The 21779-nt window shown below is 68.5% G+C and carries 17 protein-coding genes; 10 read left to right on the top strand and 7 right to left on the bottom strand.

Annotation, left to right across the window (positions count from 1 at the left end):
• Positions 1 to 442: 442 nt before the first annotated feature.
• The 4 genes from DK26_RS19735 to DK26_RS19720 form a co-directional block, all read right to left on the bottom strand.
• A complete protein-coding gene (locus DK26_RS19735; protein ID WP_066476041.1) occupies positions 443 to 1951 on the bottom strand; it encodes a tripartite tricarboxylate transporter permease in 1509 nt (502 codons plus the stop codon).
• A 4-nt stretch (positions 1952 to 1955) separates the two neighbouring features.
• On the bottom strand, positions 1956 to 2429 hold the full coding sequence (locus tag DK26_RS19730) for a tripartite tricarboxylate transporter TctB family protein (RefSeq protein WP_066476039.1): 474 nt from the start codon (positions 2427 to 2429) through the stop codon (positions 1956 to 1958).
• A gap of 74 nt (positions 2430 to 2503) precedes the next feature.
• Entirely contained in the window at positions 2504 to 3472 is a 969-nt protein-coding gene (locus DK26_RS19725) for a tripartite tricarboxylate transporter substrate binding protein (protein WP_066476037.1), read from the bottom strand.
• 10 nt (positions 3473 to 3482) lie between these two features.
• Positions 3483 to 4208, bottom strand: a complete 726-nt coding sequence (locus DK26_RS19720; protein WP_066476036.1) for an FCD domain-containing protein — start codon at positions 4206 to 4208, stop codon at positions 3483 to 3485.
• Between the two features lie 254 nt (positions 4209 to 4462).
• On the opposite strand from DK26_RS19720, the gene DK26_RS19715 reads away from it, so the two are divergent.
• The 8 genes from DK26_RS19715 to DK26_RS19680 all read left to right on the top strand — a co-directional run bounded on the left by DK26_RS19715 (position 4463) and on the right by DK26_RS19680 (position 12695).
• Positions 4463 to 4828 carry a YciI family protein gene (locus tag DK26_RS19715; RefSeq protein ID WP_066476035.1) on the top strand — a complete coding sequence of 122 codons (366 nt, stop codon included), beginning with the start codon at positions 4463 to 4465 and terminating at the stop codon, positions 4826 to 4828.
• The gene (locus DK26_RS19710) at positions 4825 to 6069 is read left to right on the top strand and encodes a DUF6596 domain-containing protein (RefSeq protein ID WP_066476034.1); all 1245 of its coding nucleotides are present in this window, start codon (positions 4825 to 4827) and stop codon (positions 6067 to 6069) included. Before DK26_RS19715 ends, DK26_RS19710 begins: the two co-directional genes overlap by 4 nt.
• A 155-nt stretch (positions 6070 to 6224) precedes the next feature.
• On the top strand, positions 6225 to 6968 hold the full coding sequence (locus DK26_RS19705; RefSeq protein ID WP_066476032.1) for a glucosamine-6-phosphate deaminase: 744 nt from the start codon (positions 6225 to 6227) through the stop codon (positions 6966 to 6968).
• Between the two features lie 7 nt (positions 6969 to 6975).
• A complete protein-coding gene (locus DK26_RS19700) occupies positions 6976 to 8004 on the top strand; it encodes an amidohydrolase family protein (RefSeq protein WP_066476030.1) in 1029 nt (342 codons plus the stop codon).
• A 49-nt stretch (positions 8005 to 8053) separates the two neighbouring features.
• Positions 8054 to 9244 carry an extracellular solute-binding protein gene (locus DK26_RS19695; protein WP_066476028.1) on the top strand — a complete coding sequence of 397 codons (1191 nt, stop codon included), beginning with the start codon at positions 8054 to 8056 and terminating at the stop codon, positions 9242 to 9244.
• Positions 9245 to 9320: 76 nt separating this feature from the next.
• Positions 9321 to 9752, top strand: a complete 432-nt coding sequence (locus DK26_RS19690) for an Ivy family c-type lysozyme inhibitor (protein WP_066476026.1) — start codon at positions 9321 to 9323, stop codon at positions 9750 to 9752.
• Positions 9753 to 9932: 180 nt separating this feature from the next.
• Positions 9933 to 11651, top strand: a complete 1719-nt coding sequence (locus DK26_RS19685) for an ankyrin repeat domain-containing protein (RefSeq protein ID WP_066476025.1) — start codon at positions 9933 to 9935, stop codon at positions 11649 to 11651.
• Between the two features lie 273 nt (positions 11652 to 11924).
• Positions 11925 to 12695 (top strand): enoyl-CoA hydratase-related protein, encoded by a 771-nt coding sequence (locus tag DK26_RS19680; protein WP_248310042.1) that lies wholly within the window; start codon positions 11925 to 11927, stop codon positions 12693 to 12695.
• 52 nt (positions 12696 to 12747) lie between these two features.
• On the opposite strand, the gene DK26_RS19675 is transcribed toward DK26_RS19680, so the two are convergent.
• A complete protein-coding gene (locus DK26_RS19675; RefSeq protein WP_066476024.1) occupies positions 12748 to 14742 on the bottom strand; it encodes a biotin carboxylase N-terminal domain-containing protein in 1995 nt (664 codons plus the stop codon).
• Between the two features lie 5 nt (positions 14743 to 14747).
• On the bottom strand, positions 14748 to 16346 hold the full coding sequence (locus tag DK26_RS19670; protein ID WP_066476023.1) for a carboxyl transferase domain-containing protein: 1599 nt from the start codon (positions 16344 to 16346) through the stop codon (positions 14748 to 14750).
• Between the two features lie 208 nt (positions 16347 to 16554).
• Between DK26_RS19670 and DK26_RS19665 the strand changes: the two genes are divergently transcribed.
• Both DK26_RS19665 and DK26_RS19660 read left to right on the top strand, forming a co-directional pair.
• Entirely contained in the window at positions 16555 to 17040 is a 486-nt protein-coding gene (locus tag DK26_RS19665) for a MaoC/PaaZ C-terminal domain-containing protein (protein WP_066476020.1), read from the top strand.
• Positions 17037 to 17654, top strand: a complete 618-nt coding sequence (locus DK26_RS19660) for a TetR/AcrR family transcriptional regulator (protein ID WP_066476018.1) — start codon at positions 17037 to 17039, stop codon at positions 17652 to 17654. The genes DK26_RS19665 and DK26_RS19660 overlap by 4 nt, the downstream gene beginning before the upstream one ends.
• Positions 17655 to 17666: 12 nt before the next feature.
• Here the strand turns inward: DK26_RS19660 and DK26_RS19655 are convergent, their stop codons facing one another.
• The gene (locus DK26_RS19655) at positions 17667 to 21671 is read right to left on the bottom strand and encodes a Pls/PosA family non-ribosomal peptide synthetase (protein ID WP_066476017.1); all 4005 of its coding nucleotides are present in this window, start codon (positions 21669 to 21671) and stop codon (positions 17667 to 17669) included.
• Between the last annotated feature and the right edge of the window lie 108 nt (positions 21672 to 21779).

Raw genomic sequence — 21779 nt, 5'->3', positions numbered from 1 at the left:
TTGACGACGATCGGAGAAGGACAGACCTGCGAGCGGGCGGGGCCGCTCAAATACAATGACACCGAGAGAGCCGAGACTGCGTACAGAGGCCAGCGAACCATCGGACGCTCCATTTCCGGAACCTTCCGACCGGGGACGCCTCTGCTCCCGCGTGACCGCCTCTGTCGGTCGTCGTGCCGATACCCTTCTGGGTTCTCAGGGCGGGAGCAACATCCCGGACCAGAAAGGCCCACTCAGAATCAAGGCAAGTGCCGACGAGGATGAGCCCGGCTATGGTGCATGACAAGTTAAGGCCCGGAGATCGCGAACCGATTTCTGGGCCTTACTCACGATATCGTAACCGGGCGGTGCCGCCGGTCCCGTGCAGTTTACCAAAAGCGACCTCGCTTCACGTCGTTCGGGCGGCGCCGCGCTTTAGGTCGAGATGGTCAACCCGCGCCACCTACAGGTCCTGCGCCGTGACCTCGCGGCGCGGCCCGCCGCGTATCGAGCTGATGATCGTCCAGGCGATGATGCCGATGGTGATCGCGGCCAGCACGGCAGCGATCGGCCGGTCGACGAGGCCGAGCAGGCTGCCGTCGGACTTGATCATCGAGTTGATGAAGTACTCCTCCAGCAACGGCCCGAGCACGACGCCGAGGATCACCGGCGCGACCGGAAAACCGTTCTCCTCCAGCACGAAGGCGAGCGCGCCGAAGGCCAGCATCAGCCCGACATCGAACAGCGAGTTGTTGATCGCGTAGGAGCCGACGATGGCGAAGAGCAGGATGATCGGCATCAGCACCTTGCGCGGCACCGTCAGTACTTTCGACGCGACCTTGATGATCGCCCAGCCGAGCGGCAGCATCATCAAATTGGCGATGACGAAGACGAGGAAGAGCGCATAGACGTTCTGCGGGTTGCTGACGAAGATCGTCGGCCCCGGCGCCATGTTCTTCATCATCAGCACGCCGATGGCGATGGCGGTGATCGAATCGCCGGGGATGCCGAAGACCAAAGCCGGGATCCAGGCGCCGGCCAGCGAAGAGTTGTTGGAAGCACCTGCCTCGATCAGCCCTTCCGGATGGCCGGTGCCGAACTTCTCCGGCTCCTTCGAGAAGCGCTTGCTCATCGCATAGGACATCCAGGCCGCCATGTCGGCGCCGCTGCCGGGCTGGATGCCAACGATCGTACCGAGTGCACTGCCGCGCAGCAGCTGCACCGGATACTGCTTGGTCAGCCGCCACATATTGGCGAAGATCGAACCGATCTTCTTGACCACGACCGGCGGCGCGCTGCCGTCGGCGATCATGTGGCGCATCACCTCCGAGCAGGCGAACATGCCGACCATCATCGGGATCAGCGAGACGCCGCCGAGCATCTCGGTGGAATCGAAGGTGAAGCGTGGCTGGCCGGCCGGGTTGTTCATCCCGACCATCGCGATCAGCAGCCCGAGCAGCAAGGCGATGCAGGCTTTCAGCGGCGTCGACGAGCCGATGAACACGGCGCCGCCGAGGCCGAGCATGACGATCCAGAAGAACTCGACCGAGCCGAAGCCGAGCGCGAAATCAGCGATCGCCGGCGAGGCCGCCATCATCACCGCCGTGCCGAACAGCCCCCCCAGCACCGAGAACCAGAGGCCGATGCCGAGCGCGAGCTCGGGCTGACCCTTCAGCGTCATCTGATAGGAATCGTCGACATAGGCCGCGGAGGCCGGCGTGCCGGGAATGCGCAGCAGGCAGCCCGGAATATCGCCGGAGAAGATCGCCATGGTCGAGGTGGTGACGATCGCGGCGATCGCCGGCACTGGCGGCATGAAGAAGGTCAGCGGCACCAGCAGCGCCGTCGCCATCGTCGCCGAAAGCCCGGGAATACAGCCGACGACCAGCCCGTAGATCGCAGAGGCGGTGATGACGGCGAGCACATAGGGATCGAGCACCATCCCCAGCGCGGTCATGTAGGCGTCGAGCATGGTCTCACCAACGGAAAGGTTCGAGCGGCCCCCAGGGCAATTGCACCCCGAGGCCGAGATAGAAGATCGAGTGCATCACCAGCGCGGCGGCCAGCGCCAGCGGCAGGGCAAGCTGCGGCCGGACACCACCGGCGAGGAACAACGTCGCCAGGATCAGCGGCGCCGTCAGCAGAAAGCCGAGCGTCTCGGCGGCCGCGATGTAGAACAGCACCGCGGCGGGCACGAGCAGCAGCCGGACGAGCGCCGCCGGGTTGCGGGCCCAGTCGGCAAGCGCCAGCGCCGGGCCGCGCTCCACGGAGCGCGCGCCCTGCCAGGCGAGGAGCAGCGCACAGAACGCCAGCAACCCGGCCAGTATCAACGGGAAGGCCGAAGGGCCGAGCGGCTGCTGCGAGGGATTGGGCAGGCTCCATGCCCCGGCCGCAATCAGCCCGGCGATGAGTATGAAGGCGAGGCCGGCGACGAGATCATTGAACTTCATGCGTACTTGCCCGGGTGAGCGATCGGAGCGCCGGAACGGCGCTCCGCGAGGGATAAGGCGAGCGGGTCTCGCTGCTACTGGCGCAGGCGCAGGCCGAGCGCGCCCATGATCTCGCCGTTGTTCTTGTGCTGCGTGGCCAGGAACTCGCCGAAGGCCGGGCCCTTGGCATAGGCATGGCCGAAGCCGCGCTCGGCGAGGAACTTCTTGTACTCCTCGGAATTCGCGACCTTGTCGGCCACCTCGACCAGCTTGGCGACGATCTCGGCCGGAACGCCGGCCGGCGCCGCAAGGCCGCGCCAAGTGCCGCCCTCATACTCCTTGCCGATTGCGTCCTTGACCGTCGGGACTGCCGGGAACGCGCCGATCTTCTCCTTCGACATCACCGCCAGCGACTTGACCCGCCCGGCATCGAACATCGGCTTGCCTTCCGGCAGCGAGGACGGGACGATCTGCACGCCGCCCGAGGCCAACTCCTGGAACCCCGGGGCCGCGCCCTGGCTCGGCACGACCACGACCGCCTTGGGATCGATACCCTCGAGCTGGAGCAGGCCCGCGAAGGCGAGGTGATAGGCGGCGCCCGCTGCCATGCCGGAGAGCTTGTACTTGCCTGCCGGCTGCTTCTTGATGTCGTCGAGCGCAGCGCGCAGATCGCCCCAGGGCGAGTTCGCCGCGACGTTGAAGGCGGCGGAATCGAAGTTCACCAGTGCGATCGGCGTCAGCTTCTCATAGGTGAAGGGCGCGGTGTTCGACCAGTAGAAGGTCGTGACCTCGGCCGTGGCGAGCCCAATCGTGTAGCCGTCCGGCTTGGCGTGGACCATTTCGGTATGGCCGACGACGCCGCCGCCGCCGGTGCGGTTGACGACGTTGACCGGCTTGCCGAGTTCCTTCTCCAGCCCTGCGGCGAGGATGCGCGCGACCGCGTCCGTGCCGCCGCCGGCGGCCCAGGGCACGACCAGGGTGATCGGCCGCTCCGGCCAGGCCGCGCTCGCCGAGAAGCTCGTGGCCGCGAAGGCGGCCGCCATCATCAGGCTCTTCAGTTTCATCTTGCTCTCCCTAGGGTTTGTCGTTCTCGGTTCGCGCCGGCTTCAGGCTGCCGGAGAGAAGGTGGTGCTGGGTGTAGCCGAGCAGTTCTTCCATCGCCCGGCGCGCCCCTGCGGGATCGCGGGCGGAAATCGCCTGCGCCACCGCGGCATGGTTCGCGAGGTTGCCGGCGAAGACGCCGACCGTGATGTCGAAGAGCGCGCTCAGGATCGTGTCGATCACGCCGCGGAAGCTGCGCAGGATCGGATTGTGGGTCGCGTCGATGATCGAAAGGTGGAAGGCCTTGTCGGCGGCGATCGCGGCGGCAGGATCGTCCTGCCCGTGCTCCATCGCAGCGAGAGCCGCCTCGATCCGGGCGCAGTCTTCGGCCGTCGCGCGCTCGGCGGCGAGGGCAGCCGCTGCCGGCTCGATGATGGCGCGCGTCTCGTCGAGCGCCAGCAGGATCTCCCGGCCGAGCCCGTCGCCGCCGCGCAGCCAGCCGAGCACGTCGCGGTCGAGCATCGACCAGTCATGGGCGGGGCGGACATGGGTGCCGTGGCGCGGGCGGACGCTGACCAGTCCCTTGGCCGCGAGCATCTTCACAGCTTCGCGGACAACGCCCCGACCGGCCTGGTAGCGCGTCTCGAGCTCGTGCTCGGGCGGCAGCGCCTCGCCGGGGGCGACCTCGCCACGCACGATCGCCGCGCCGAGATGGGCGACGATCGCACCGATCTTGCCGGGCTTGGCGCCGCGCCGCATTCCGCCTCCCTGACTTCGCCTTGTTGGCTTCGTGCGAGTTCCTTCGCACAGCAGAGCGCCACTCGCAACCATTCATCCGATGTTTAACATCCGATCTTTGATTCATGCAGGTGCGAATGCGGCTCCAGCGCGTCCTTTTCGGAACCGCCCAGGTGACCCCGCCGCCGACGCCAGTAAAAAGAAACGGGCCCTTGTCGAAATCGATCGCCGCCGAACGACAAGCTGCGTCGATGCACAAGGAGAGGAGTTCCCCCATGCGTTACGCTTGCCTGATCTATTACGATCCCAAGACCCTGTTCGGCGGCGGCGCCGAGGCCAATGCGGTTCTCGCCGAATGCGCGAACTACGACGTCAAGCTGACCGAGACCGGCCATTTCGTCGCCGGCGAGGCGCTTGAGATGCCGGACACGGCGATGACCGTGCAGATGCGCGACGGCAAGATGTCGGCGACCGACGGTCCGTTCATGGAGACCCGCGAAATGCTCGGCGGCATCGTCCTGATCGACGCGGCGGACCTCAACGAGGCCGTTCGCGTCGCCTCCGGCCACCCGATCGCCCGCATCGGCTCGATCGAGGTCCGCCCGGTCGTCGACTTCAGCACGCCGCCGCCACGACTGTGAGCACGTCCGAGGCACGCGCCGCAGTCGAGGCCGCCTATCGCGGCGAGCGGCGGCGCGTGCTCGCGACGCTGATCCGCCTGCTCGGCGGCTTCGAAGCAGCGGAGGAGGCGCTTCAAGAAGCCTTTGCCGCCGCCACCGAGCGCTGGCCACGCGAGGGCGTGCCGGCCAATCCCTATGCCTGGCTGGTCTCGGCCGGCCGCTTCCGAACGATCGATCGCTGGCGCCGCCAAGCCCGGCTGGCGGCAGCGACCACAGAGCTCGCGGCGTTGGCCGACCCCGCCATCGAACCCGCCCTGCCCGAGGAGATCCAGGACGACGAGTTGCGGCTGATCTTCACCTGCTGCCATCCGGCGCTACCGCCGGACGCGCAGATCGCCCTCACCCTGCGCGAGGTCGCAGGCCTGACGACGGAGGAGATCGCCCGCGCTTATCTCACCCGCCCGCCGATAATCGGCCAACGCATCGTCCGGGCCAAAGCGAGGATCCGCGACGAGGCCCTGCCCTATGAAGTGCCCGGGCGCACCGAATTGCCTTCCCGCCTGCAAAGCGTGCTGCGGGTCGTCTACCTCGTTTTCAACGAAGGCTATTCCGCCACAGCCGGCCCGCAGCTGACTCGGCAGGATCTCTGCGCCGAGGCGATCAGGCTCGGCCGCCTGCTCACGGCCCTGCTGCCCGACGCCGAAGCCATGGGCCTGCTGGCGCTGATGCTACTGCACGAATCGCGCCGCACAGCGCGGACCGACGACGCCGGCGACCTCATCCTGCTCGAGGATCAGGACCGCTCGCTCTGGGACCGCGCGGCGATCGCCGAAGCCACCAGCCTGATCGAGCAGGGCTTCGCGCAGCGCCGCCTCGGCCCTTATCTGCTGCAGGCGGCGATCGCCGCGACGCATGCGGAAGCTGAAAGCGTCGCCGGCACGGACTGGAACCGGATCGTCGGTCTCTACGACCTGCTCCTGCGGCTCGATCCCTCCCCGGTCGGCGCCCTCAACCGCGCCGCCGCAATCAGCCAGCGCGATGGAGCACAGGCGGGGCTCGTCGCGGTCGAAGCCGCTCTTCTCGACGGCGCCCTCGACGGCTATCCCCTCGCCCATGCGGCGCTGGCCGACCTGCACCGACGGCTCGGCCAGGACGAGGCCGCCGCAGCCTCCTACCGGCGCGCCCTCGACCTCACCCGGCAACCGGCCGAGCGCCGCTTCCTCGAGCGGCAATTGCAGCGGCTTACGCCAGGGGAAGGCTAGCGACAGGCCTCTCCGCGCCACTCACGAACCCGCGCCGCCATGCCGGCAGATGGGACCGCCCCCGACATCTTGCCCGATGCCTTCGTCCCCGCCTGTGCTAGACCTCGATCCGCAATTCGTGGCGCGCGCTGCGCCGAGCTTCGAGGGCAGGCCGCATGATCGACATCCGCATTCTCGCCGACAAGCAGGAGCTCGGCCGGCAGGCTGCGGCGCTCGGCGCCGAGACGCTCCGCGCCGCCATCGCCCGCCATGGCGAGGCGAACATCATCGTCGCGACCGGCGCCAGCCAGTTCGAGATGCTGCAGCACCTCGTCGTCGCCGAAGGCATCGACTGGTCGAAGGTCACCGCCTTCCATCTCGACGAATATGTCGGCCTGCCCGTATCGCATCCGGCGAGCTTCCGGCGCTATCTGCAGGAGCGTTTCGTCGCGCCGCTCGGCGGCAAGGTGACGTTCGTCCCGGTCAATGGCGAGGGTGACGCAAAGGCCGAGACGCAGCGTCTCAACGCCTTGATCGCAGGCCGGCGGATCGATCTCTGCTTCGCCGGCATCGGCGAGAACTGCCATCTCGCCTTCAACGATCCGCCGGCCGATTTCGAGACGAAAGAGCCCTATATCGTCGTCACGCTCGACGAAGCCTGTCGCAACCAGCAGTTCGGCGAGGGCTGGTTCGAGAGCTTTGCCGCCGTGCCGGAACGCGCCATCTCGATGAGCGTGCGCCAGATCCTGAAGAGCGAGCTGATCATCCTGTCGGTCTCGGACACCCGCAAGGCCAAGGCGGTTCAGCACGCGCTCGAAGGCGAGATCTCGCCGCAATACCCGGCCTCGATCCTGCGCGAGCATCCCAATACGGTGATGTTCATCGATCCGCCGGCCGCGTCCTTGCTGAAGCAGGGCTGAGGCAGCGATGCCAGTCTCGCCCGGCCTCGTCGACCTTCAGGTCAACGGCTTCGGCGGCGTCGACTTCAACGACGCCGCGATCACCGCCGCCGATCTCGACCGGGCGCTGGAGGCGATGCTGGCGACCGGCGTCACCGCCTGCCTGCCGACCCTGATTACCGCCCATCCGCACGAATTGCAGGAGCGTTTCCGGGCGCTCGATGCAGCGGTTTCGCAAAGCCGGCTCGGCAAGCTGATGTGCCCGGGCTACCATCTCGAAGGCCCGTTCCTCAATCCGGCGCCAGGCTATCATGGCTGCCATCCGCCTGACGCGATGACCGCGGCGAAGCTCGACCTCGTCGCGGGGCTGGAGCGCGATCTCTCCCGGCCGATCCTGATGGTGACCCTCGCTCCCGAGCGCGAAGGCGCCCTTGCCTTGACCAAGGCGCTGGCGCAGGCCGGCAAGATCGTCGCCATCGGCCATTCGGCGGCCGATTTCGAGGTGGTCGCTGCGGCCGCCGATGCCGGGCTCAGCCTCTCGACCCATCTCGGCAACGGCCTGCCGCAGACCCTGCACAAGCTCGCCAACCCGGTCTTCGCCCAGCTCGCCGAGGACCGGTTGATGGCCGGCTTCATCGCCGACGGCATCCATCTCCATCCAAAGGCATTGAAGGCGCTGATCCGGGCCAAGGGCTTCGAACGTTCGATCCTGGTCACCGATGCGGTGGTCGCCGCCGCCGCGCCCGTTGGCCGCTATCACTTCGCCGGCATGGCGGTCGACCTCACGGAAGACGGCTCGGTCCGCCAGGGCGAAGGCCTGCTCGCCGGCTCGGCACTCTGCCTCGACCAGGCGGTACGCAATCTCGTCGCCTGGGGCATCGCCACCGCCGACGAGGCCCTCGCCATGGCCTCGCGCCATCCGCTCGCTGCAATCCGGCCCGCGCTCGACGCGCATGGCCTCGCCCTTGCCGAAGGCGCGGTTGAGTGGTCGGATGGTCTCTTCGTCGAGCGGGTCCGCATCGGAACTGTCGAGCGCCGCTACGAACGCCGGCACTAAGCTGCCGCGACGCCATAGCAAGACGTCGAGCCAATAACAGGGGAACGCGATGACCGACGATTTCAATGCCATCAGCCGCCGCACGGTGCTCGGCGGTCTCGCGGCTGTCGCTGCCGGCGGCCCGGCCTTCGCGGCCTCGCCGCCGCTGCCGACCAGCCCGGTCGTGATCAGCATCATGGATGTCGGCGGTGCGCTCGCCCTGATGCAGAGGGCGTTCGAGGATTACCGCACCGCCAATCCCAAGCTGGTCTCGCGCATCGCCTTCGTGAAGGCCCCGGCGCCCGAGCTCGCCAGCAAACTCAAGGCGCAGCAGGATGCGGGCAAGGTCGATCTCGACCTGATCCTGACCGGCAGTGACGGTCTCGCCGCCGGCCTCGAGCAGAAGCTCTGGCAGAAGATCCTGCCCGATTTCTCCGACAAGTTCCCGAACATCGAGGCCAATTACGAGCCGGCGGCGCTCAACCTGCACAAGGCGCAGGGCGATGGCTTCGGCGTCGTCGTCAACTACTACCCGTCCGGCCCGCTGCTCGAATACATGCCCGACCGGGTCAAGAACGTGCCGACCACGGCCGAGGAGCTGCTCGCCTGGGCCAAGGCCAACCCGAACAAGTTCATGTATGCCCGCCCGACCAATTCCGGCCCGGGCCGCACCTTCATGATGGGCTTGCCCTATATCCTCGGCGACAAGGATCCGCAGGACCCGGTCAATGGCTGGGACAAGACCTGGGCCTATCTCCAGGAGCTCGGCCAGTACATCGAGTACTATCCGGCCGGCACCGGCGCGACGATGAAGGAGTTCGGCGACGGCTCGCGCGACATCATCATCTCGACCACCGGCTGGGACATCAATCCGCGCGCGCTCGGGATCGTGCCGAAGGAAGCCAAGATCCAGACGCTGAAGGGCTTCCACTGGGTCTCTGACGCCTTCTTCATGTGCGTGCCCAAGGGCGTCCCGAACGATCGCCTCGCCGTCGTCCTCGACATCATGGCGCATGTGCTGACGCCGAAGATGCAGGCCTATTCCTATGACGAGGGCTATCTCTACCCCGGCCCGGCGGTGAAGAATGTGCCGCTCTCGCTGGCGCCGGAGGCGAGCCAGAAGGTCATCGCCGAGTTCGGCCGGCCGGAATATGCCGACCTGATCGCCAACAACCCGATCGAACTGCCGCTGAAGCCCGACAAGATGGTCGTCGCCTTCCGCAAATGGGACGAGCTTGTCGGCGCCAAGCGGGCCAAGTGACACTCTTGACGTGCTGATTGAAACTGCCCCCTCGCGCCGGATGGTGCGAGGGGCGAAACATGTACTGCCGAGGTCGATGCCGATGATCCCAGCCAGCTGGTTCCTGCGCCGCGCAGCCGGGCTCCTCGTCCTCGCCTTCCTGTTCGTCGACGGCGCACAGGCCGCGGCCCCGCAGGCGACCGAAGGCCGCTATCTCTTCGATATCCTCAAGGATCCTGTCTATCGGCGGGCCTGGTCGCGGATGATCGGCAGTCCCGGGCCGCGCGAACGCTGGCTCCGGGCCGACCGGCTCTCCGGCCCCGGCGGGCCGAGCCGCGAGGTCTGGATCGCCGGGCGCAGCTATGAGCGGGCCGATACCTGCAAGCGCCATGACTGCGGCGACAACCGCTTCGAGGTGCTGTTCGCGCCCGGCGGCACGCGGGCCGTCGGCGTGCTCCGGCAGCCCGGGCGGGCCCGCATCTTCGGCTCGCCGTCGGCGGCGGAGCGGCGCGCCTTGCTCGGTGTCTGAGCGCGCGGGGCTCGGTTGACTTCACCACGGCCTTGCGCTTCTCATCGCGGCAGAGCGCTTGGGGCGCCACCTGTCCGCGGCAAGGGAGCCTGCTCCCACCCAATCGGCTAGAGCGTATCTCACCATCGCTTTCTTCCGGCCTGTGAAGCGGACATCAGGCTCTTTCCGGAAGGAAGAACCATGTCTTCGCACATCCGCGAACTCACCGCCCGCTCGAACCTCGAAACGATCCGCCGCCAGGCCAAGCGCTGGCTGAAGGAGATCGAGACCGGCGACGCCGCCGCGCTCGCCCGCTTCCGTGCCCAGATCCAGAACCCCGCCGGCCCGCCGAAGCTGCGCGAGGTCCAGCATGCGCTCGCCCGCGAATACGGCTTCGCCAGCTGGGCGACCCTGAAGCAGGAGCTCGCCGCCCGCGAGATCGCGAGCCGCGGCCAGGCCGCCCTCATCGCGCTCTTCCTGGAAAAGTCGGCGCTGCGCTATGGCGTCAGGCCCGGCACGCAGGAATGGGGCGGCTACGAGGCCGACCGCCCTGCCCGCGGCGCCCTTGCCCTGCGCCTGCTCGAACGCCATCCCGAGATCGCCCGCGACAGCATCCACACCGCCGTCGCGGCCCATGACCTCGACGCGGTCGGCGCCTTCCTCGCCAGCGATCCCGCGCTCGCGACCCGCCCTAGCGAGTTCGACGGCTGGGCGCCGCTGCTCCGCCTCGCCTTCACGCGGCTGCCGGACCACGCGCCATCTGCCAATGCGCTGGGGATCGCAGAGCTCCTCCTCGCTCATGGTGCCGCCGCCAACGGCTTCTGGAGCGATGGCAGCAACCACTTCACCGCCTTGACCGGTGCCGTCGGTGGCGGCGAGAACGGTCAGCCGGCGCATCCACAGGCCGAGGCGCTGGCCCGGCTGCTGATCACCCATGGCGCCGATCCGCTCGACGGGCAGGCACTCTACAACAGCTCGCTCGGCGCCGACGAGACGCTGTGGCTGGAGCTGTTCTGGGAGGAGACGGCCAAGCGCGGTCAGCAGGGGCGCTGGCGCGAGCCGATCCGCGAACTGCCGGCACCGCCGCTGGACTACCTGCTCGGCAACGCCGTACCGCGCCAGCCGAAGCGCGCCGCCTGGCTCCTCGCCCATGGCGCCCGCGCCGACGCGGTCAACGCGCATTCGAAGCAAAGCCTGGTCAGGCAGGCGCTACTGGACGGACGCGAGGACCTCGTCGCGCTGCTGCGCGAGCACGGCGCCGCTCCGGTCGAGCTCAGCGAGCGCGAGGCCTTCATCGCCGCCGTCGCCCGCACCGACGAGGCCGAGGCGACCCGGCTGCTGCAGGCGCATCCGGAGTTTCACCGCGATCCCGGCCCGCTGCAGGTCGCGATCCGGCAGCACCGCCCCGAAATCGCGGCGCTGGCGCTGCGGCTCGGCGTGTCCCCGGATGCCGAAAGCCGTGACGGCGTGCGAGCGCTGCACGAGGCGGCCAGTGCCGATGCAGCGGCGATCGTCACGCTGCTGACCGAGGCCGGCGCCGAGATCGACCCGGTGGAGCGCCGCTATGGCGCGACCCCGCTCGGCTGGGCCCATCACCAGGGAGCGCAGGCCGCGCAGGCACTTCTCGCCGCGCATAGTCGCGACATCGGCGCGCTCTGCCGCGCTGGCGAGAGCGAACGGCTTGAGACGCTGCTCGCCGACGATCCCGCGATTGCCAATGCACCGACCCGTTCCGGCGAGCCGCCGCTGTTCTGCCTGCCGGATGACGATGCCAGCGCCGCCGACCTCGCCGAATTCCTGCTGGCGGCCGGCGCCGATCGGCAGGCCCGCAACGACGCCGGGTTGACGCCGGCCGAAGCCGCGCGCCGCCGCGGCCTGCTCGACACCGCCGCGCTGCTGGAAGCTCTAGCCAGCCACTGAGCGATCCGGCCGGGCCGGTCCTCCGGCCCGGTCACGCCTCGCGACCGCCCGCATCCTGCGGAAGGAAGACAAGGCTCAGCGCCCGGCCATACCGATTCATGGTACTTCCGCCGCGCGCCGATCGCGTGCCAACATGGCCGCTGCAGCCCTGTCCCAGCCATCCGCCCCACGACTGGCACGGCAAGGACGGGCTGCGGCCGCCGCTCCCTGCCGACAATCCCCGGAACCTGCTCTGAATCGAAACCGACTGACCCGCCGCCACTGCGAAAGGCCATGCTGATGAGCGCAATCCTGGTCGAGACCCGAGGCAATGTCGTCCATCTCACGCTGAACCGGCCGCCGGTGAATGCGCTGTCCCTCGCGCTCTGTACCGAGATCGCCGACATCTTCGAGCAGACCGGCGAACGCACGGACGTGCAATGCGCCATACTGGGCGCAACCGGCGCTCAGGCCTTCTGCGCCGGGCTCGACCTCAACGAGTTCAGGACCCACAGGGCCGAGGATGACGAGGCCCACGCCGCCGTGGTCCGCCGCGTCTTCAGTGCCATCCGCAACTGCGCCATTCCGGTGATCGCCGCCGTCAACGGCCCGGCGCTCGGTGCGGGCTGCGTCATCGCATCGGCCTGCGATATCCGCCTCGCCGCCGAGAACGCCAATTTCGGCCTGCCCGAGATCAATGTCGGCAGCTGTGCCGGGATCACCCATATGGGGCGCCACCTGCCGCAGGGCCTGCTGCGGCGCATGGTCTTCACCGGCAAGCCAATCGGCGCGCAGGAAGCCTGGCGGGCCGGCTTCGTCGACAGCGTTTTCCCGCTCTCCGATCTCGGCGACGCGGCCCGCACGCTCGCCGACGTCATCGCCTCGAAGGCGCCGCTCGCCCTACGCATGGGCAAGGAAGCGCTCAACCGCGTTGAGTTCCTGCCGGTCGAGGACGGCTACGCGCTGGAGCAAGGCTACAGCCTCCGCCTCCTCCATACCGAGGATGCGCGCGAGGCGACCCAAGCCGCCATCGAGAAGCGCCAGCCTCTCTTCGCGGGGCGTTGAGAGGCAGTGCCCGACAGGGCGGCTGCTGCGTTCGGGTAGGAAGTCGCGCGCCTTAGCTCGTCGCCGCCTCGATCAGCACCAGCCGCTTGCCGGCCGGGACCGTCTCGCCGGTCCGGCAGGCGATGTCGGCGACCGTGCCGGCGATCTCGGCGCTGAGCGAGGTGAAGAGCTTCATCGATTCGAGCACGATGACGACCTGCCCGGCCTCGACCTGCTCGCCCACGGCAACCCTGACCTCAGCGACCACGCCCGGCATCGCGGCGAGCACCGCACCCGATCCGGACGCGGCGCCACTACCCCCGGCGGCGATCCGCACCTCGCTCTCGATCGCGATGTCGAAGCCCTCGCCGGCGAGCACCAGCGGCACGCGCTCTGCCCCGGCCGCATGCGTGCCGCGCAGCACCCGGTCCGCGCTGGCGACTTCGAAGGACTCGCCGCTCACCGACAGCGTCAGCGCGACATCGCCCTCGGCATCGCGCACCAGCCAGCCGCCGCCCGGCGCCTGCCGGACCTCCAGCGCAGTCGTCTCCGCCTTCTCGCGCGCCACCAGGCGGGCGGTGGCGAGGCCGCCGGCGGGGGCCAGCACACGGAAGCCGGAAAGCCCGGTCCAGGCGTCGGCGGCCGGTCGCGCCTCACGCTGCCGCCGCAGCCAGAGCAAGGCTGCGACGGCGCGCGCCAGGCGTTGGTTCGGGCGCTTTGCTGCCCAGCCATCGGGAAAGGCTTCCTCGATGAAGCGCGTCGTCGCCCGGCCCTCGGCGAAGAGCGGATGCTCGACCGCGTCCACCAGGAAGGGCAGAGTCGTCGCAGGGCCGAGAATGGCGAAATCACGCAGGCTGCCCGCGAGCCGGGCGCAGGCCTCGGCGCGGTCGGCTCCCGCGGCGATCGCCTTAGCGAGCAGCGAATCGTAGAACAACGTGACCTCGGAGCCGGCGCGCACGCCGCTGTCGATGCGGATCGCAGCGGGCTCACGATAACCTTCGATCCGGCCGGCATCGGGGCGAAAGCCCTGATCGGCCCGTTCGGCGGTGATGCGCGCCTCGATTGCATGGCCACTCTCGCGGATTTCGTGCTGCAGCGCCGGCAACCGCTCCCCAGCCGCGATCCGGATCTGCCATTCGACGAGATCGTACCCGGTGATCGCCTCCGTCACCGGATGCTCGACCTGAAGGCGGGTGTTCATCTCTAGGAACCAGGGCTCGTCGAAGCCCTCCTCGAGGATGAACTCGACGGTGCCGAGATTGTCGTAGCCGATGGTCCGGGCGAGCGCGACGCCGCGCTCCAGGAGCTTGGCGCGGATGGCCGGGGCAAGATTGGGCGCCGGCGCTTCTTCCAGCACCTTCTGGTTGTTGCGCTGGACCGAGCAGTCGCGCTCGAACAGGTGCACGACATTCCCATGCTTGTCGCCGGCGACCTGCACTTCGAGATGGCGCGGGCGCAGCACCAGCTTCTCGATCAGGAGCGCCGGATCGCCGAAGCCGGCCTGCGCCTCGGCGCGGGCGAGGTCGAGCGCCGGGGCCAGTTCCGCCGCGGAGAACACCCGGCGCATGCCCTTGCCGCCGCCGCCGGCCGAGGCCTTGATCATCACGGGGTAGCCGATCCGCGCCGCCGCCTCGGCGAGCGCCGCATTCGACTGGTCATCGCCGGCATAGCCCGGCACGCTCGGCACGCCAGCCTGTTCGGCGATCAGCTTCGAGCCGATCTTCGGCCCCATGGCGCGGATACACTCGGCGGATGGACCGACGAAGATGCGCCCGGCCTCCCGGCAGAGTAGCGGCAGATCCGGCTTCTCGGACAGGAAGCCATAGCCGGGATGGATCGCCTCGGCGCCACTGCGCGCCGCCGCTTCCATGATCGCCTCGGCGCGCAGATAGCTGTCGCGCGCCGCAGCCGGGCCGATGCGCACCGCCTCGTCGGCACAGGCGACATGGAGCGCATCGCGATCCGCATCGGAGAAGACCGCGATCGTGCGGATGCCGAGACGCCGGCAGGTGCGCATGATCCGCACGGCGATTTCGCCGCGATTGGCGACCAGGAGGGAACCGATCATCGCTGTCACATCCGGTAGACGGGGCGGTGCCCCGGCAGCTCAACCTCGCGCGCGGCGAGCGCGAGGCAGAGCCCGATCACATCGCGGGTCTGGGCCGGCTCGATGATGCCGTCATCCCAGAGGCGGGCGGCGGCGTAATAGGGCGTGCTCTGCTCCTCGAACTGCGCCCGCGTCGCCCTGTCGACCTTTTCGATCTCGCTTTCATCGGCCGCGCCGCGCGTCAGGCTGGAGCGCCTGAGCTCGGTCACCACCGTCGCCGCGACCTCCGGCGACATGGTCGCGATCCGGGCATTGGGCCAGGCGAAGAGGAAGCGCGGCTGGAAGCCCCGCCCGCACATGCCGTAGTTGCCGGCGCCATAGGATCCGCCGATGATCACCGTGTAGCGCGGCACGCGCGCATTCGAGACGGCGTAGACGAGCTTCGCCGAATGCTTGGCGATGCCGCCGCGCTCGGCCTCTGTGCCGACCATGAAGCCGGTGATGTTCTGCAGGAAGAGCAGTGGAATCCGGCGCTGGTCGCAAAGCTCGATGAAATGCGCACCCTTCAGTGCGCTCTCGGAGAACAGCACGCCGTTATTGGCGAGGATGCCGACCGGCTGGCCATGGATATGGGCGAAGCCGGTGACCAAGGTCGCGCCATAATCCGGCTTGAAGGCGTCGAAGACGCTGCCGTCGACCATGCGCGCGATCACCTCGCGCACGTCGAAGGGCTGCTTCAGATCGGTGCCGACGATACCCTCGATCTCGGCGGGATCGTAGAGTGGCGGGCTCGCCAGGCGCGACTGCGGGCGCGGCGCGGGCGGCCAGTTCAGCGCGCCGACGATGTCGCGCAGCTTGGCGATCGCTGCGAACTCGCTCTCGGCGAGATAGTCGCTGACGCCGGAGACCAGAGTGTGCATTTCCGCCCCGCCCAGCGTCTCGCCATCGACGATCTCGTTGATCGCCGCCTTGACGATCGGCGGCCCGCCAAGATGGATGCGGCCGGTACCCCGTACCATCACCACCTCGTCGGAGAGCGCCGGGATATAGGCTCCGCCGGCGGTGCAGCCGCCGAACACCGCCGAGATCTGCGGCAGGCCGGCGGCCGACATGCGGCATTGCTGCAGGAAGCTGCCACCGAAATGGTCGCGATCCGGGAAGACGCGGTCCTGCTCGGGCAGGAAGGCGCCCCCGCAATCGACGAGATAGAGGCAGGGCAGACGGTTCTCGAAGGCGATCTCCTGCGCCCGCAAATGCTTCTTCACCGTCTCGTGGAAGAAGGAGCCGCCCTTCACCGTCGCGTCATTCGCGATGATCATGCAGGGCGTGCCGCAGACCATGCCGATCCCGGTGACGATCCCGGCCGCCGGCACCGCGTTGCCATAGAGCCCCCAGGCGGCCAGCGGCGACAATTCCAGGAAGGGCGAAAGCGGATCGACGAGCAGGTCGATGCGCTCGCGCACCGGGATCTTGCCGCGCTCGCGATGACGCGCCCGCAATTTCTCGCCGCCGCCGGCCAGCACCTTCCCATGCCGCTCGCGCAAGGTCTCGATCAGCGCCGCATAGGCGGAGCGCCTGCCATCCTGCTCGGCGCCGCCGCGCACCCTGCTCTCGATCACTGGCATCCGCCTGCGCCTCCCACCACGCGTCCGGCCAGCCCGCCAGGGCTCGCCGCCGCCTCGTCCAGCCTCGCCGTCGCGGCGCCCAGGCCTGCCAATGCCTTGCCAGTGCGCCGCTCCATTGCTACCTAACTACCGTTAGGGAGATAGAAAAGGCAAGGCCCATCCGCGCGGTTGAACGGCGGGCGCCCTGCCGCGAACCGGGAGGATTTCGATGGGTCGCGTCTATGACGAGTTCTCGCTCGGCCAGCGTTTCGTCACGCCGGGCCGGACGATCACTGAGGGCGATATCGGCGCATTCGCCGGCCTGACCGGCGACTACAACCCGGTCCACACCGATGTGGAGTTCGCAGCGAAGACCGAGTTCAGGACCCCGGTCTCCCATGGACCGATGGGCATCGGCATTGCCTTCGGGCTGGCCTCGCGGCTAGACCTGATCGACGGAACGGTGATCGCGCTGCTCGGCGTGAACTGGGATTTCCGCGCCCCCGTTCGCTCCGGCGATACCATCCGCGCCGTCATCGAGGTGACCGAGATGCGAGCAGTCAAGCACCCGGATCGTGGCTTCCTCGGGCTTGCCATCGCGCTGGAGAACCAGGCCGGCACCGTGGTGCAGGAAGGCTCGGCCCGGCTGCTGATGCGGCGCCAGCGCATTGCCGGAACCGGCTGGGGCGAACAGCCGGCAGAGCCCATCTCGTGACGTCGACGGCGGTTCAAGGTTCGCAGGGCGAGCCAAGCGCAGGCGCCACGGCGCCGGTCGGCGCGCGCCGCCAGATCCTCGACGCCGCCGCCGACCTGCTGCGCCACGGCTATGACGCGACGACGACGAGGGCGATCGCCGCCCGCGTCGGCATCAAGGCCGGCAGCATCTACCACCACTACGAGTCGAAAGAGGCGATCGTCAGCGCCGTGGTCAACGAGGGCGTGCGGGTCGTCCACGAGGCGGTAACGTCAGCGCTCGACGCGCTTGGGCCGCAGGCCTCGCCGCGCGAGCGGGTTCAGGCGGCGATCCGGACGCATCTCCACGCCTCGCTGGAGCACAGCGCCTATACCTCGGCCAGCATCCGCGCCTTCTCCTTCCTGCCCGCCGCGGTGCAGGAGGGCTGCCGCGTCGAGCGCCGGCGCTATGAGGAGATCTGGCGCGGGCTGGTGGCGGAGGCGGCCGATGCGGGACTGCTCGCCCCCGGCGTCTCGCAGGATTCGGTGCGCCTCCTGCTGCTCGGCGCGGTCAACTGGGCCGGCGAGTGGTACCGGCCCGAGCGCATGAGCATCGACGAGATCGCCCGCGACTTCGCCGCCAGCATCCTGCGCTGACCCGCCCCCTCTCTACGCCGCCGCCGGCTGCGCCGGGGCACCGGCCCATTGCGTATGCGCCGGGATCGCCTCGCCCTTCATCACGATCGTGAGGTTGCCGAGCTTGGCGTAGTCGCCGATGCGGGTGTCGTAGAGCACCGTCGTCAGCGCCGAGATCGCAACGCCCTGCCCGATCTCGATCTGCCCGATCTTCATCACCCGGTCCTCGAAAAGATGGGTCTGGAGATTGGAGGTCGCGTTGATCGCCGCATGGTCGCCGATCGAAACGCAGTCGAACTCGGTGATGTCGGTGCTGTCGAGGAAAACGCCCTTGCCGATCTTCGCACCGAAGAGGCGCATCACCCAAGGCAGCATCGGCGTGCCGCGCAGCGCGTTGAGCAAGAGCGCCCCGGCGGTTCCCCAGTAGAAGGTAGTCATCGCCTCGGTGCGCAGCGCCCACCACGACCAGAGCCCGTGATTGCCGGGCCGGTAGACCCCCATCAGCAGCCATTTCACCGCCAGCACCACGCTCGCCAGGATGATCGAGCAGGCGACGGCGGTGGCGATGAAGACCGGCGCGAACTCGGCCCAGCTCTGCGACTTCTCCAGCGCCGGGAACAGCACGTATTCGGCGGCGAAGGTGCCGAGCGTGATGAACATCATCGTCGGCATCGAGACGCTGAACAGCTCGAACACCGCCCGCAGCACGCGCCGCCAGACCGGCGGGCGGAAGGTCTTGGCGACATCGGCATCGTCGAAGCGCTGGCGACCCGGCAGCAGGATCGGCGGGCTGCCGAAGCGCGTCTCGCCGGGCTGCATCGGCTTGTCGGCAGGCGGCTTCGACTTGATGCCGATCAGGGCGCCATCGGGGATCGATGCTCCCGGCGGCAGCACGGAATCATTGCCGATGAAGACGCGCGAGCCGGTGCTCACCTGGCCGGAAGTCATCCAGCCGCGGCGCACATCCTCGTCGCCGAGAACCACCTCGTCGGCGACGAAGCACTGGTCGCCGATCGAAATCGTATCGTAGCGCCCGGCGAAATTGGTGGCGATCTCGGTGTCCTTGCCGATCTTGGCGCCCATCAGCCGGTACCAGACCCGCATGTAGATCGTCGAGAACAGCGAGCTCAGGCTGTCGAGCATGACGTCCGAAGCGAGCCCGACCGTCCATTTGCGCACCGCGAAGCCGGAATGGATCGACTTCGTGCCGGCCGGCGCGCTCGGCAGCACGATCCAGCGAATCGCTGTCACCAGGAGCACGGTGCCGAGCATCATCAGCATCGCAGTCGGCCAGGTGAGCACCGGCAGGAACCAGTGATAATCGACGCCGACCATCTGCTGGAGAACCGTGTCGTAGCGGTCGAACAGGTAGAAGGCCGGGAAGATCGGCAGGAGGCTGAGCGCCGGCATCGCCAGCACCAGGAGCGCGTAATAGAGCGTCTGCAGGGTCTGGACCGGGGCGGAAGGCGCCGGCGCGTGCTGCGGCCAGTTCGCCGGGTCGACCGTGCCGATCTTGTGACCGGGCGAGCCGTCCCAATGCTCGAAGGCGCCGACGCGCATGCCCGGCGACAGCGCTGTCAGGTCGGAAAGCTCCGCTCCATCGCCGACGACCGTGTCGTGGCCGAGCGCGCAGGAGGTGCCGATATAGGCATCGCGCCCGATCGTCACCCTGCCGATGACGAGCTCGTTGCCGATCACCTCGGCATTGGCGATGCTGAGCTTGCCGCCGAGCGTGACGTCGTCGCCGATCTCGATCAGGTCGACCGCGCCGGCCTCGAAGCCGCTGAAGAAGACGCGCTTGCCGACCTTGGCGCCGAGCAGGCGCAGCACGAACGGCCCGAGCGGCGTACCCTGCATCCGGTTGAGATGAATGAAGGAGGTGAGCTGCCGGGCAAGCCACCAGCGGAAGAAATAGACGCCCCAGACCGGATAGCGTCCCGGCTTCGTCCGCCACAACACCAGCCTTTTGCCGATGATGCCGGCGATCAGGATGGCGAGCGTCACCAGCATGTAGACGCCCATCAGCATCAGGACTTCGCGGAACTCGACCTTCTCGTCGACCGTGATCAGCTCATAGGTCACGAAGATGGTGAGCCAGGGCCCCGTCAGCGCCAGCAGCAGCAGGGGCATGCAGGTGAGTTGCGCCAGCCCGCAGAGCACGCGACGCATCAGCGGCGGCGCCGTGAAGCTGAGGTCGAGCTGTTTGCGACCGCCGGCGGCCTGCTCGCGCTCGTCGAGCCGGGCGGCGATCGCCCGCAGGCTGCGCAGGCTGTAGATGTCTTCCAGCGTGATGGCCGGCAGATCGGGATTGCCGCGCACGGCCGCCAGGAAGGTCGCAGCCAGCAGCGAATGACCGCCGAGATCGGCGAAGAAATCGGCATCGAAGCCGACGTTCTGGCCGGGGAAGAGCGGCTTGGCCGCCGCCAGCAGCGCAGCCTCGGTCGGCGTCTGCGGCTCCTCCTGCTCCTCCGCCTCGGCCGGAGTGCTGAGCTGGGCAGCCTTCAGCGCCTTGCGGTCGGCCTTGCCCGAGGTCAGGCGCGGCAGCTCGGCCATCTCCTCGAAATGCGAGGGCACCATATAGGGCGGCAGCGTCTGCTTCAGCGCGCTGCGGATCTGTGCGCGATCGAGCTCGACGCCGGCCGTCGGAACCACGAAGGCGACCAGCCGGTCGATTCCGTCATCGCGGCGCAGCACCACTGTCGCCTGCGCGATCCCCGGCAGGTCGGACAGGCGCGCCTCGATTTCGCCGAGCTCGAGCCGGAAGCCGCGCAGCTTGACCTGATCGTCGATGCGGCCATGGAACAGGATCTTGCCGTTCTCGGCGACGCTGACCGCATCGCCCGAACGGTAGAGCACCGGGTCGCCGGCCATCGGGTGGAAGGGATTCGAGATGAACTTCTCGGCGGTCAGGTCGGGACGGCCGAGATAGCCGCGCGCTACGCCCGGCCCGCCAATCAGCAGCTCGCCCTCGACGCCGGCCCCGACGAGCCGCATCTGCTCATCGACGACATAGCAGGTGTAGTTCGGGATCGGCACGCCGATGGTCACCACCTCCTCGGGCGTGACCTCGTCGACCGTCGCGACGACCGTCGCCTCCGTCGGGCCGTAGGAATTGAAGATCTTCCGGCCCGGCCGGCACCAGCGCTGCTTCACCGAGGGCGGGCAGGCTTCGCCGCCGAGGATGATGATGCGCAGGCTCGGCACGTCCTGCGGCAGCATGGCGAGCAGGGTCGGCACGGTGTCGAGCACGCTGATCCCGGCCGCGTTCATCAGCTCCGGCAGGCGCTCGACCTCGCCGAGCACCTTCTGGGAGGCGACCCAGAGCGTCGCGCTGACGAGGTAAGGGACGAAGATCTCCTCCAGCGACAAGTCGAAGGCGACCGAGGCGCCCTGGAAGGAGACGTCGTCCTGCGTCATCCCGTAGATCGCGTTGGACGAGCGCAGGTAATGGCAGATGTTGCGGTGCTCGATGACGATGCCCTTGGGCTTGCCGGTCGAGCCCGAGGTGTAGATCGCATAGGCCGGAGTCTCGGGCGTGACGCCGTCTGCGCGCAGGTCGAGAGGCGAGCCCTCCCCGCCCTCGGCGACGAGTTCGAGGCAATCGCGCGCCGTCGCCGGCAATTCGCGGTCGAGCTTCGCGGCGGTCACGGCGTCGATAACGATGACCTTGGCCGCGCAATCGCTCAGGCATTCGCCGATGCGCTCCGCCGGCGCGTCGACGTCGAAGGGAATGTAGGCGGCGCCGCTCTTCAGGATGCCGAGCAGGCCGACATGCAGGTCGAGCGAACGCGACATCCAGAGGCCGACGAACTCGCCCGGCTTGACGCCCTGCTTGCGCAGCGCCCGCGCGACCCGGTCGGCCAGCGCGTTGAGCTCGGCATAGCTGACGCGCCGGTCCTCGAAGACGATCGCCGTCCGGTCCGGCGTCCGCGCAGCCGAAGCCTCGAAGATCTCGGAGAGCAGTTCGTCCCGCAGCAGCGAGGGATCCACGACACCATGCAGCACACCGGCACGGTCGCCGCTTACGGACATCTCCATCGAACCCTACCCCCTCTTTGCGGCGCGTTTGACCGCTCCGGCCGGGGGCAAGACGGCACTCCGATGCCCCCGCATCGCTGCCGTTGATAGGGGTGACGTTGTGTAAAT

The organism is Allobosea sp. WAO, from assembly GCF_001509835.1.
Lineage (GTDB): Bacteria > Pseudomonadota > Alphaproteobacteria > Rhizobiales > Beijerinckiaceae > Allobosea.
Note: the sequence above shows the minus strand (reverse complement) of the source record. Positions and strands in the feature narration are given on the sequence as shown.

Bases quoted from the DNA above. Each gene is read 5' to 3' on its own strand.
- DK26_RS19675 (WP_066476024.1), bottom strand. From the start codon at position 14,742: ATGATCGGTTCCCTCCTGGTCGCCAATCGCGGCGAAATCGCCGTGCGG.
- DK26_RS19715 (WP_066476035.1), top strand. From the start codon at position 4,463: ATGCGTTACGCTTGCCTGATCTATTACGATCCCAAGACCCTGTTCGGC.
- DK26_RS19730 (WP_066476039.1), bottom strand. From the start codon at position 2,429: ATGAAGTTCAATGATCTCGTCGCCGGCCTCGCCTTCATACTCATCGCC.
- DK26_RS19680 (WP_248310042.1), top strand. From the start codon at position 11,925: ATGCTGATGAGCGCAATCCTGGTCGAGACCCGAGGCAATGTCGTCCAT.
- DK26_RS19705 (WP_066476032.1), top strand. From the start codon at position 6,225: ATGATCGACATCCGCATTCTCGCCGACAAGCAGGAGCTCGGCCGGCAG.
- DK26_RS19735 (WP_066476041.1), bottom strand. From the start codon at position 1,951: ATGCTCGACGCCTACATGACCGCGCTGGGGATGGTGCTCGATCCCTAT.
- DK26_RS19725 (WP_066476037.1), bottom strand. From the start codon at position 3,472: ATGAAACTGAAGAGCCTGATGATGGCGGCCGCCTTCGCGGCCACGAGC.
- DK26_RS19720 (WP_066476036.1), bottom strand. From the start codon at position 4,208: ATGCGGCGCGGCGCCAAGCCCGGCAAGATCGGTGCGATCGTCGCCCAT.
- DK26_RS19670 (WP_066476023.1), bottom strand. From the start codon at position 16,346: ATGCCAGTGATCGAGAGCAGGGTGCGCGGCGGCGCCGAGCAGGATGGC.
- DK26_RS19685 (WP_066476025.1), top strand. From the start codon at position 9,933: ATGTCTTCGCACATCCGCGAACTCACCGCCCGCTCGAACCTCGAAACG.
- DK26_RS19700 (WP_066476030.1), top strand. From the start codon at position 6,976: ATGCCAGTCTCGCCCGGCCTCGTCGACCTTCAGGTCAACGGCTTCGGC.
- DK26_RS19655 (WP_066476017.1), bottom strand. From the start codon at position 21,671: ATGGAGATGTCCGTAAGCGGCGACCGTGCCGGTGTGCTGCATGGTGTC.
- DK26_RS19690 (WP_066476026.1), top strand. From the start codon at position 9,321: ATGCCGATGATCCCAGCCAGCTGGTTCCTGCGCCGCGCAGCCGGGCTC.
- DK26_RS19695 (WP_066476028.1), top strand. From the start codon at position 8,054: ATGACCGACGATTTCAATGCCATCAGCCGCCGCACGGTGCTCGGCGGT.
- DK26_RS19665 (WP_066476020.1), top strand. From the start codon at position 16,555: ATGGGTCGCGTCTATGACGAGTTCTCGCTCGGCCAGCGTTTCGTCACG.